Origin of the sequence: Halegenticoccus tardaugens, assembly GCF_004116405.1 — an archaeon.
Classification (GTDB): domain Archaea; phylum Halobacteriota; class Halobacteria; order Halobacteriales; family Haloferacaceae; genus Halegenticoccus; species Halegenticoccus tardaugens.
Map to the genome: position 1 here is coordinate 179,192 of NZ_SDIC01000010.1, position 10,988 is coordinate 190,179.

The 10,988-nt window shown below is 55.9% G+C and carries 12 protein-coding genes and 1 pseudogene; 3 read left to right on the forward strand and 10 right to left on the reverse strand.

Annotated elements, in window-relative coordinates:
* Positions 1–54 precede the first annotated feature (54 nt).
* Entirely contained in the window at positions 55–768 is a 714-nt protein-coding gene (locus tag C3L37_RS22250) for a TOBE domain-containing protein (RefSeq protein WP_129116731.1), read from the forward strand.
* Between the two features lie 45 nt (positions 769–813).
* Positions 814–972 (forward strand): annotated as a pseudogene (locus tag C3L37_RS22255) (carboxyl transferase domain-containing protein); the annotation flags it as partial.
* Here the strand turns inward: C3L37_RS22255 and C3L37_RS22260 are convergent.
* From C3L37_RS22260 to C3L37_RS22270, 3 genes are all read right to left on the reverse strand, one after another.
* On the reverse strand, positions 971–1,663 hold the full coding sequence (locus C3L37_RS22260; RefSeq protein WP_129116732.1) for a helix-turn-helix domain-containing protein: 693 nt from the start codon (positions 1,661–1,663) through the stop codon (positions 971–973). The pseudogene C3L37_RS22255 and the gene C3L37_RS22260 overlap by 2 nt on opposite strands.
* Positions 1,664–2,933: 1,270 nt before the next feature.
* On the reverse strand, positions 2,934–3,320 hold the full coding sequence (locus C3L37_RS22265) for a hypothetical protein (protein WP_129116733.1): 387 nt from the start codon (positions 3,318–3,320) through the stop codon (positions 2,934–2,936).
* Positions 3,321–3,624: 304 nt separating this feature from the next.
* Positions 3,625–4,401 carry a TrmB family transcriptional regulator gene (locus C3L37_RS22270; protein ID WP_129116734.1) on the reverse strand — a complete coding sequence of 259 codons (777 nt, stop codon included), beginning with the start codon at positions 4,399–4,401 and terminating at the stop codon, positions 3,625–3,627.
* Positions 4,402–4,987: 586 nt separating this feature from the next.
* Between C3L37_RS22270 and C3L37_RS22275 the strand changes: the two genes are divergently transcribed.
* Entirely contained in the window at positions 4,988–5,281 is a 294-nt protein-coding gene (locus C3L37_RS22275; protein WP_129116735.1) for a PadR family transcriptional regulator, read from the forward strand.
* Positions 5,282–5,347: 66 nt separating this feature from the next.
* Here C3L37_RS22275 and C3L37_RS22280 read toward each other — a convergent pair whose 3' ends face one another.
* The 7 genes from C3L37_RS22280 to C3L37_RS22310 all read right to left on the reverse strand — a co-directional run.
* Positions 5,348–6,574 carry an RNA-guided endonuclease TnpB family protein gene (locus C3L37_RS22280; RefSeq protein ID WP_129116736.1) on the reverse strand — a complete coding sequence of 409 codons (1,227 nt, stop codon included), beginning with the start codon at positions 6,572–6,574 and terminating at the stop codon, positions 5,348–5,350.
* Complete coding sequence (tnpA, locus tag C3L37_RS22285) at positions 6,571–6,963, reverse strand: IS200/IS605 family transposase (protein WP_129116737.1); 393 nt, start codon at positions 6,961–6,963, stop codon at positions 6,571–6,573. The genes C3L37_RS22280 and tnpA overlap by 4 nt, the downstream gene beginning before the upstream one ends.
* A gap of 631 nt (positions 6,964–7,594) precedes the next feature.
* A complete protein-coding gene (locus tag C3L37_RS22290) occupies positions 7,595–8,011 on the reverse strand; it encodes a hypothetical protein (RefSeq protein ID WP_129116738.1) in 417 nt (138 codons plus the stop codon).
* 479 nt (positions 8,012–8,490) lie between these two features.
* Positions 8,491–9,393: a hypothetical protein gene (locus C3L37_RS22295; protein ID WP_129116739.1), complete on the reverse strand. Its 903-nt coding sequence runs from the start codon at positions 9,391–9,393 to the stop codon at positions 8,491–8,493.
* Positions 9,390–9,728: a hypothetical protein gene (locus C3L37_RS22300; RefSeq protein ID WP_129116740.1), complete on the reverse strand. Its 339-nt coding sequence runs from the start codon at positions 9,726–9,728 to the stop codon at positions 9,390–9,392. Before C3L37_RS22300 ends, C3L37_RS22295 begins: the two co-directional genes overlap by 4 nt.
* Before the next feature lie 32 nt (positions 9,729–9,760).
* Entirely contained in the window at positions 9,761–9,898 is a 138-nt protein-coding gene (locus C3L37_RS24620) for a hypothetical protein (protein WP_164974847.1), read from the reverse strand.
* An 847-nt stretch (positions 9,899–10,745) separates the two neighbouring features.
* A partial coding sequence (locus C3L37_RS22310; RefSeq protein ID WP_146333958.1) for a zinc ribbon domain-containing protein occupies positions 10,746–10,988 on the reverse strand: 243 nt, incomplete at its 5' end.

Here is a 10,988-nt window from a genome sequence, read left to right on the forward strand (position 1 = left end):
CGGGAGGGAGCGAGTAGGACGGGGTAGTTTACATTATTCATTGATACAGTTCCCATGACCGATGATCGTGGCGTTCAAGATTCATTTGAGACAAAATTAGCTGCTGGTGAGCTGGCTATTACTGCTCGCGATGTTGAACTCTTGCAGGCAATCAGCGCCCATGGATCGATTTATTCTGCAGCAGATGCGTTGGAGAGATCGTACTCTCACGCTCAACGGCGTATCGTCGAACTCGAAGATACAATTGGACCGCTAGTTGAGCGACAGCGTGGTGGCGTAGAAGGGGGTGGAAGCACACTTACTCCGACTGCACGAGAACTCCTTCGTCGATTTAACCGACTGGAGACCGCCTTTTCGGGGCTGACAGACGCAGAAGTGACTGTTCTCGATGGCGAGGTTGTTGAACGGACGGGCGAACTAGGTATTGTCGAAACAGCTGCAGGACGCTTTTATTCACTTATTGTTTCTGATACCAACGCTGTCGAAGTAGCGATTCAAGCGGACACGGTTACCCTCACTGCACCTGAGGATGCGCCACCAGCGGATGAAACAAGCGCACAAAACCACGTTTTGGGGGTTGTTCAGGAAATTAAAGAAGGTGAATCCATTGCTCAGGTGACCATCGATATCGGGGCTGAGACGCCACTAATAGCGATGATCACTATTTCAAGTTCTAAACAACTCGGATTATCACCCGGCCAAGAAACGGTGGCATCATTTAAGGCGACAGCAACGCGCGCAACCTCACGAGACATTAATTCATCTTGACCTCCTCCCACGACTCAAGTCGTGGGATGAATCGCCTGAAATCCAGTGAACGGACGTACTGTGTTCGTGTTCGCCCACGACTTCACCGTCTTCGGCGGCTCGCTCGACGAAGTGTTTGCCGAGAAGGTGTGCAAAGTGATGGACCGTGCGCTCGAAACGGGCGCGCCCATCATCGGCCTGAACGACTCCGCAGGCGCGCCCATCATTCTTTCCGCCGACCAGGACCCCGGTCAGGCTGGTAGAGGTCGTGGTCTTGGCCCGTGGTATCCGTCACACGCTCAAGGAGTACGCGCAGTGCACGTCGGAGGCGTTCTGAGACCGCTTGCCCGGTGATATCGAGTTCGGCCGCAAGTTCATCCAGATCAGTCTGGCGGAGCACTGCAAAGTAGCCGCGCTGGTAGGCAAGTATCAACGCTTCATACTGCTCGTCGGTGAGGCCCATGTTCCGTGTTGGGTCAGCGGCCTCCTTATACAGTGACTGATAGTCCACGTGTATGTGCTGCTCTGTAAGCGTGTCGTGCAACCGCGCTATCGTCGCTTTGTCCGGGGCACGTACACAGAACTCACACCCCGCTGCTGTCAGTGTAACCGTGAGAAACATGACCATCGGCTCGCTGCATAACAGCGTGAACAGTGGTGTCGCCTCATCTCCTTGAAAATTGATGGCGTAGAGACGCGGCTGCGCAGACGAAGAGACCGCGGTGATCTCACGAATATGTGCATCAGTTGCTGCGGCGGCTTCAAACCGCTTCAAAAAGTCTGTCTCTGCCCAAAACAGGAGAGGCGAGTCAGCGGTGACACAGTGGCTCGGCTCAAGGTGGAGTTCAAGATCAGGCACGTGCTCAAAGACCTCCTCACAAACCGTGTCCGACAAAGTCCCTCGTGCCGTGATCATCAGTGCTTTGCCAACCCTCTCCGCTGCATCGAGTTAACATCTCGCATTATTTACTATCACACCTATATTTGATGGGAACTAAGTATTTTTATACCGGGTATCCCCACGTAGAAGGAGAGGTATGAGGGACTCACCGTCTGATGACGACCGAGAGACCGAGGGTCACCAAGACGCTCCCACGCAACGGGGTTCAGACAGATTTCAGCTCCAATGCACCGCCTGTTCATTTGAGCGCAGCATTCAGCCACAATTCTCGACGTACCTTGACGTCAGCGACGCCCACGCTAATGCTGAGGGCGAGGATCACCTCGTTGAATTCACGCGCGTCTCTTCGACCGCGTCGGATTAATTATGTGTAACCCTACCCGCTCGGGGACTACCGAAGTGGCTTCGATGGTAGTCGGGTCGATGGCACGGCCTGTGTGCCACAAGCGGGGGTGTCCGCATTCGCACGGACTGGCGTCGCCACGCGCTCACCGCCCCGACGTGGTTCGCACAAACCGGCAATAGACTCTCCGACGGGTCAGCGCGACCTGAACGAGGGAATCCCACGAGTTTACTCGTGGGAGGATGTCAATAACCCACGAAGGGTGAAAAACCCCTCCACCATTTCCGCAGCAAGCGCGGACGTGAGCGCTCGTAGCTATTGAATACCCAAGAATAGGAATGCATCGGAGATTGCGGTTCTCGCGCCGAACATACCCGCCACTGTTTCCGAAGCTCTCAACAGGAGGTCGAATACCACTCCCCTGCACCGAGAAATCGACGTCGCGATCGAAGAGATCGCCGAAGGTTTGGAGCTTCCCTGAACCGACCGCCGTTGCCGACCAGAGACGGAAAATCCCTGTGGCGCTCTCATCCCATACAACAGAGACAGAGACAGCGATAATCTCGTTTCCTTCCACGGGCTTTCGACGTCCCGTTTACCTGAATTGCAGGCGGGTAAGGCCCTTCCTCACCGAGCGCCGAAGGGAGCGAGCAGGGTGGGGATACAGCGCCGTCTTTGGTGGTCTTACACGTACGATAGCTTGATATACTATCTCACGAAAGCGGTACGTGTGCGTGATAGTAGGAGGAATTGAAGCCCTCAAGGCCTCCCACGTACTGCGCAGTGCGGACACGTAGGCACGGGACAGGCCGAATCGACGCCTTCGGAGACTGCGACCGCTGTGGATTCTCGGTGAATCTGCAAGTCGCGTCGGTGAACAAGGAAGCTCCCACCTCAAGAAGCGAGGGGTGGGTAACCCCGAGCGCCGTAGGTGGGAGTAGTTCACCCTCTTCGCTGCACTATGGCTGTATACGCAGCAAGTGGTAAGAGTAGCCCAAACGTCATACCTGTCCAGTCAGTAACCGAGAGGATCGTAAACGGTCCAACCTCAACGTATGAGCCGATGAGACTTATGAGGCCTGCCCCACTTACACCTGTATACACCCACCACGGAACCGCACTCTTCGCTGGCCGATCGATTCCATGGTGCTCTCTTTCTCTCTCAAGAACTTCCTCAGTGAGCTCGGATAAATGGAGTTCACCGTCGGCGTCTGCGAGGGCTTCGATCACTGCCCGCGACCGCTCGTCGTCTAAGATTTCCGAAAGCGTCTCTCCCTGTGCATCTGGTTCGTGCTCCCTTTTACAGGCGAATTCTTGGTGGCCAGTCATCTTACCCTCCCACTCCGCCTGCCTGTCTAACCCATAAGTGTCGACTGCAACGCGTCCTGTGCCCGGAATGGTTCGAAAGATGATGTATTTGCTCTTGAATAGTCATAGGGTGCCTCTCCCCCGTGCCAGAGGGTTGCTGATCGATCAGGAATCACCTGTGCTCAATCGTGCCTATCGCATGCTCTACCGTCGTCGAGTTAAGTCTGGTGTGACAACGCAAGTAACAACGGCACACATCGACTTGAGAGACTGCCACGCGTCCCACAAAGCCGTGACTACACAGAAAACTGGCATGGGTGCTTGCTCACCCCTCCGTGTTGAGCCACAGGTCTATCATCGGTTGGAAAGCTGCAACGAGAACATTCCGTCGTTCCGTACACCAGAGCCCAGATAGCTCTCCGTTCGCGGTTTCAGGAGATACAATGAAGACCGACGCCTGGTCAATCATCAGAAGAAACTTGATGTCGGCATCAGCCCACACGCCAACGGAGGGAATGACGGTCGCGCCATCGAGTTCCTCACTCTCTACCGTATCGAGACCACCAAGAACGACCTCCACATCCTGGTCGAGCTCTGTGCCAAGCGGCTCAATGATTGCGCTCGGAAGATCTCCATCAATGGCGATGAAGACGATCCGTTCATCGGCGCTTTGAATCAGGTTGCCCATCCGGTCGTAAATTGCGTCTCTTCCAGTCACAACCCAGAGACCGTCGACTTGGTGTGTAGCTTCGGCTGGCGGCAGGGCAGAGAGGATGTCGAAGAGTTCGGTAACGGAGCGCTGGTACTCTCGTTCGAACTTTTGCCGGGTGAGTTGCTTTGAGGCAGGATAATACTCTCGTGGATTTGAGTGGCGAATCTCTACGAGCCCATGTTCTTTGAGTTCTTCGACCACATCGTACACTTTCGTCCGTGGGACTGACGAAGCATCACTCACTTCTCGAGCGGTTCCACCACCAAGACGATAGAGAGCTAAGAACGTCCGGGCAGCATACTCCGTCATTCCCAGTTTACCGAGCAAGGAGATGCCCCGACTGATTGCAGCGTCAATATCGTCCTCTCGGTCAGGGCTATTCTCAGTCATGGTGTGTGCTTCGGTACTGAGGTTCAACTGGGAATCTCGACGTAGCAGCTTCACTCCCGCTACTGCGTCTTCTTAGCTTGGCTTAGTGATGCACTGTATTAGAAGCATTGTGTTTCGTGAGTAACAGCTCCTGATTTCCGAACCGTCGTCCTCTATGTCGTTACTATCGTCGTGACGATACTGAAAGCCGCTGTATCCCCTCCCTCCTCGCGCCTTCGGCGCTCGGTAAGGAAGGGGACTTAGCGCCTCAATTCAGTTAATTTCCAACCGCTCGTTTCTTTGGGTGTGATGGGCCGCGCGGCCCGATTGGACGTACGTACGGGAGTTGCACACACTCCCGGCGTTCGATTCGACGCGCTCGGGAGCGTCCATCGAACCAGATAGGCAGGGGATGGGCCGAACCGTTCCAGTGAGGGAGAACGCCTGTGGAATCTGGAACCGCTCCGTCCTTCCTCGGCAGGATGGACGTTCTGACGCCGAAGCAGGAAGCCTTGGGGCTTGCCACCCAGGTAGTTCACTCCTCCTGTTTTTCACGAGATAAGTAAAATGCAGGCGTATAAATATCTGGGTAATGATGTTCCGAATGATGACCCTCTTCACCCTCAGCGGCTTCCAGCGCGACCTCCTGACCGTCATCGCCGGCCATGACCAGCCCTCGGGCCAGCAGATCAAAACAGAGCTCGAAGACGCCCGCGACGAAGAAATCAATCATGGGCGCTTGTACCCCAACCTCGACGTCCTTGTCGACAAGGGATACGTCGAAAAGGGGCAGATCGACCGGCGGACCAACTTCTACCAGATCACCGACGAAGGACGAGCGGCCCTCAGAGACCGCCGTGAGTGGGAAGCGCAGTACGTCCAAGAACTGGCCCGGGCGTGACATCCTCCCCGCCGTTTACGGCGGGGCTTCCCTCCCAGAGGGAATACCAGACGAGCTGGTAAGGTTTTAAGACTCATACGCCCCAAGCGTCATTTGCGTAGGTGCGCTCGGCTTGGGTGGTCTTACGGCGGTGTCACTACCGCTCCCATCCCGAGGTGAGTCATTGCGTTCCAGTTTCCAAGGAACGCTCTCTCCCCACGGGTTAACCCGCTTAGCGATGCTTGCCGCGGCACTGATATCCGCCTGAAACGTCGAAACGTGACAGTCCTCGTTCGTACAACGGAACTCCGCTTGCGAAGCCCGCTTCCCGAGGTGGTCGCACTCGTGGCACGTCTGACTTGTGTAGGCGGGGTTAACGTATTCGACCGGGATACCAGCGTCCGTCGCTTTGTCCTCTACGCGCCTCTGTAGCCGCGCAAAGGCCCAAGTGTGCAAGCGCCGGTTCATGAACTTCCCGTAGTCTAACCGCTCACGGATGTACGTCAAGTCCTCCATGACGATTACGGGGTTATCGAAGGTCGCCGCGTAGTCTACGACCTCGCGGCTCGCCTTCTCGATGATATCCGTGAGCGCGTTTTGGTAGTAGTCGAACCGCTCGTCTACCCGCCATTCAGCATCGCGTTCTTGTAGTCGCTGAAGCGTGGTTGACATCTCCTTACGGAGGTGTTTCGCACGCTTGCCACTCCAAAGAACGGGTCTTGTCGGCGTACCGCGCTTAAGGCCACAGGCCGTAATGAGCGCAGTCTCGCCGATATCAAGCCCGATTGGTGTGGTGTCCCCGTCCGCCGTCGGTTCGTCAATCGGGTACTCGACGGAGACGTGAAGTACCCAGTTCTTTCGGTGTTGCTGTAGCCGTATCTCACCTGCTTTCGCGTCCTCGTTGAGGATATCGAACCACAACTCGCGTTGCTCGGGGTTGATACGAAGCGGTATCCAGAAGTTCGTCCCTCTACCGGGTCGCGGAACCCACCACGTGAACTCATGCCCGCGTTCGTCCGAGTGGTCGAACTTCGCGGCTTGGTTCGTGAGCCGTAGCGGGTGCTCGTCGTCCAACTCGCGGGCGTTGTACGTCTTTCGTAGCTTCGGGACGTAGCTGCACAACGCGGCTTTCGCCTGATACGGGAGGTCGAATGGCGTCACCACGTCGCTGACGTCGCCCATCGTATCCGCCCCGGAGTCGAAGGCGTCGGCTAACGCTTCGCGGTACGTCCCGAGTGTATCGCGTAGCTTCTCCTCTTTGTGGGCGGTCGGAGGGGCCAACGTCGCTTCGAGCGTCTTCGTCGCGGTCGTCATTGGTCCTCTACGTACTCCATCAGCACGTCGATACTCACTTGCCCGGTCGTGGCGAGGAAGTACCCCGGTTGCCAGAACGATTCTTCGAGGACCTGTTTGACCTCCGGGTACTCTTTGCGTATCTTCCGCGAGGAGACGCCCTTGAACGAGTTGATGAACTTCGTCATATCGGTCGTCGGCTTCGCGGTGAACAGAACGTGAACGTGGTCCCGCCCGCCGTTGACGCTCTGTATTGAGACGCCGAAGTCCTCCGAGAGGTCGTTCGCTATCTCACCGATACGTTCGCAAATGTCGTCGGTGAGAACGGTCGCGCGGTACTTCGTGACGGTCGCAAAGTGATATTGGAGCGCGTAGACCGTGTGCGACCCGGTTTGGAGGTTATACTTCATTTGGCCTTATCAGATACAAGTGAGCCAATTGTATTAAACGTTACTCCGTGGGGTATTCAGACGGCTTTCACCGTGGTTTGTGGAATGAAGCTTACGCGATTCACGCCCGCCATAAACGGCGGGATTCTCTCGCTGATTAAAGATAGCTGTAGCTGCACGACTCCAACTCATCGCTTGTACTCCATCTTGGAGACGCAGTCTTCCACGAAACACGCGACTCAGATTCCTACTTGACCTCCTCCCACGACGTGAGTCGTGGGGTCTCTCACCTGAAATCCTGTAATTGTGGATTGCGGATTATTGTGAAAAACGGAGCGAACAATCGCAAACAGTCATCTGGGTTTATTCCTATCCAACTGAGTTACTCCGTGAGGTGTATACGGGGCACCTCACAGAGAACCAGACTGTCCGTGGTTGGTCAGTTGTTGGTCCATTACCGTCATCTTTCCCGGGATGGCCGCATTCGCGGCCATCTTCTACTCTCTCCTGGTTGGTCCATTGAGCAGCCGAATTCACATGAATTTCGAGGCGGAAGCCCACGGCTTTAGCCGTGGGTAGATGACATCGCTCTCAGAGCTGCCAGCGTGTCTCTCGAACAAAAATGGGGAACGGATCACCGGTTCGGTGGCCGTCACGCACAGTTTGCCTCACAGCGCGAGACATCCGGGTTGCCGTCCTTCAGGGTGATATCCTCAAGGACGAACCCGATGTTATCGAATTTGATCGTGACGTCACAGACCGTGTAGACGGTGTCGTCCCACGTGAGGTGGAGCCCGTAGATACGGAACTCCGCGTTCTCGATCAAGTACGCATTGCGATCGATATGCGTGTCAGGCACGCCCGGGCCGACCACTGAGACATGCTCCCAGGCGAAGACGGCGTCCTCAATCACGAGCGTCTCGTCGATGAGTTTCACTTCGTCTGCGCCTTCAGCCGGTGGCTCGCCTGCCGCGGGTATGCTGAAGCCAATCAGCACGATACCAATCACCATCGCCACGATGACGAGGCCTGCTATCACTGAGATGGATCTCAGGGCTGTTCGTATCATTGGTTTATACCTCAGTACTATCAAACGTCATCTGAGAAGATGAATCTAGCGTGCGTGGAGTTCGCAATTGAGCACTCTTCGGTGAGGAGCAGTGCGCCCGTTACCTCAACTGCAGGAATCTTGGAAGTGCTCTCCATAGCGCTGCGCGTCTCAATGGATTCGACGCCCGAGAACTAGCTGAGGAATACCGAGACGAGCACGATCTCGACGTGCCAGGAGCTGTGAACAGCCCTGTTCATCAAGATCGCCACTCAATTTAGGTGAAAACGACGTGTGCCGGCGACTCCACAATGATCATCACACCGTGTGTGATCCGAGAAATCGACCGCTTTGCCCGCATTCCGTTTCTTTCTTATCTACTACTCTGTACTCATGGAAGGTTCCTCCAGTGTCACCACTCAAGCAAGGGCAAACAAAGGCCGGTCGTGGCAGGTCCGAGAGACGTGGAGGCTCTCGCCGTGGCGTCTATCACGCCCCTCCTACGTGCTCCCGATCACAACGCCGTGATTCTCTCCTGCAACGTCCGTCTCCGCAGTCTGCGATTGTGCACCGAGCCGACCGAGCCGACCGAGCCGTTCGACAAGCCGAGGCGAGAAGACGACGCGCCGTGTCCCGCGCCGCTTCACGAGCTCAACATCGTCCTCGCCGAATCGATCGAGGAATTCCATGACGCGGCTGACCGTCTCCGTGTGTACACTCCCGTCCTCCTTTGCGGCTAGCACGCGACGCAGCGAACTGGAGTCGATCATGAAGCCCGCCGGCACCTTCCGCGCGTAGTCCGTGACGTCCGTGGCGATGAATCGCGCGCGCTCTTGATTTGCTGTTAATTCCTCGTCGATCATCGTGTCCGGAAGTGCAACGATCCGCTCTAACGGGGTACTGAGGGAGGCGGATCGAGTAGCACTCCCTTCCGTCTCGATACTGGTCGCCTCACCGAGTGAGTCCTCTAGGTCAGCGACCCACCGTCGGATATCGGCCTTCCCCTTCTCGTTCTGCTCACGGTATTCCTCAAGCTCGTCACGACAAGTCTGACTCTCTGTTTCGAGGTCGTCAACACGACTGGAGAGCGTTTTCGCGCGCTTACTGCTCGAATCGAGGAGTCTCCCAACGGGCTGGTCGGCGATCCAAATGTGTTCGAGTGCCGCGTCAGCGTCGTCTTCGACATCACGCAGTTCGACGTGCTGGCGTGCTTCGTAGGCGTCGAGGCGTGCTTCGTAGGCGTCGAGTTGGGCGTCCTTCTCGGCGAGTTGCTCTCGTAGACGCTCGTTTTCGGCCTGGAGATGTTCGACCGTTGCTTCGAGGTCGGCGAGGCGCTCCGTGATGGCCTGGAGATCACCCTCGGCGGACGAGTCAGAGTGACCTCTGGAAGAGTGAGTGCTCATTCGAGCACCTCCTGTGTAGCGTGGTAGGTGACGTGCGTCCGTCGCGAGGTCTCGATGATCGTCGGCGAGACGAGGACGGCCCAGGTCTGTTGGGGCCGGCAGTCTTGAGTGATGCCGATCCGTCCTTCACACAGGAGTTGCGTGCCCAGCGTGGGCGGGAGCCCCTCAAGGGAGGTGGGGGCACAACTCAGACAGTAGCACGCCGCGAGGTGCCACTGGGCGTCCTGTCTATTTTGATGGAGTCGAACGGTGACGGGATCGCATTCGGTGAGTTCGCGGTCGCAGTCGGTGCAGACGGTGGTCGTGCCGGTGTCGATGCGTAGGCCACAAAGCACGTGCTCAAGCGACATTGGAATACTGAGGAGGGTTAGCTGCGCTGGAGTTCGAGCGCCGATTCAGTGTAGAGGCGGTGCTTCCCAGAGGGGAATCGAGAGGTTTCGAGGTAGATCTCGACGCGGAAGGTTCGACTGAAGGGCAAGGTGAATTCGGTGTGGAGGGCGCTCATTTGAGGCCCTCCATGCAACAGAAACAGTCGAAGCAAGGGAGTGTGCCGAGTGCAGCGCAGGTGTCGCACTCCGTGGGGAGTTGGGTTTGGATGTGGTTCGAAGCGCTATGCTTACGGGTATTGCGGTCTATGGTTGACATGGTCTTTCGAGTTCCTTGAGAAAGACCGATCCGGGTGTGCCTGCACCCGGGCGTTTCCAACGCGATGAGCGCTAGGTCTTTCTCAGTCCCATCTATGCATTAGTGCACATTATAACTTTGCATTTCTGCATAGTGTGCATCCTTGCAAAGTTTCAGTAGGCAGTAATGCATAGACTCATCTGTGTTGATCCAGACTAGTCCACCAACGATGGGACGATATCGGGCGCTAATGACTGATACTGACCGCCAATACATCGCTGGAGAAGGCAACCCATCAGACTCGCAACGTCATCAGTCCGTCTACAGGGTGAGAACACGTATTAAAGAGGAACTCCCCCATGAAATCGAGATTCTCCGGGAGAACCGACCAGATCTACTTGAAGAACTACGTGAGATCGTTTGCGAAGAAAAATAATTCCTACACTTGGAAAGTATTTCGTTAAATATTAAAACACGATTAAATAGTATTCTTAATTCGGGCGAAGAATTTGAATGATTTCTCCGACAGACAGATCGTATTGATGAAGGAGAGTCTGGATATCACGGACAGTGATCCCATATTCTCGAAGATGTTGAATTGCTTCACCGACAGTGAGTCCCTGCTCATGGAGAAATTGCATGAAGATGTAAACTATCCTACCCTACTTCGCTCATCCCATACGGGATTCGCTCGTTGAGGGGAGGGCTTTGATGTGGACTCCCGGCAATCAGTCACCAGCAATCTGCCGGTGACTCTTGCCGTTCAACATCCCACCATGTATACGCACGTCTACTGGTGCGTCTCCGCTCCCCGACGTGGGCGAGGAACGGAGTCTGTGTGTCTGCTTTCGGGCGTAGCGTAGCCCGATATTCTTCGCTGCGTTGTAGTCCGCGTTGACCTCGTAGCCGCACTTCTGGCAGTGGAACTGTTCGCCGTCACGGTTCGCTTCGTGCGTGAACCCACAGTCCGT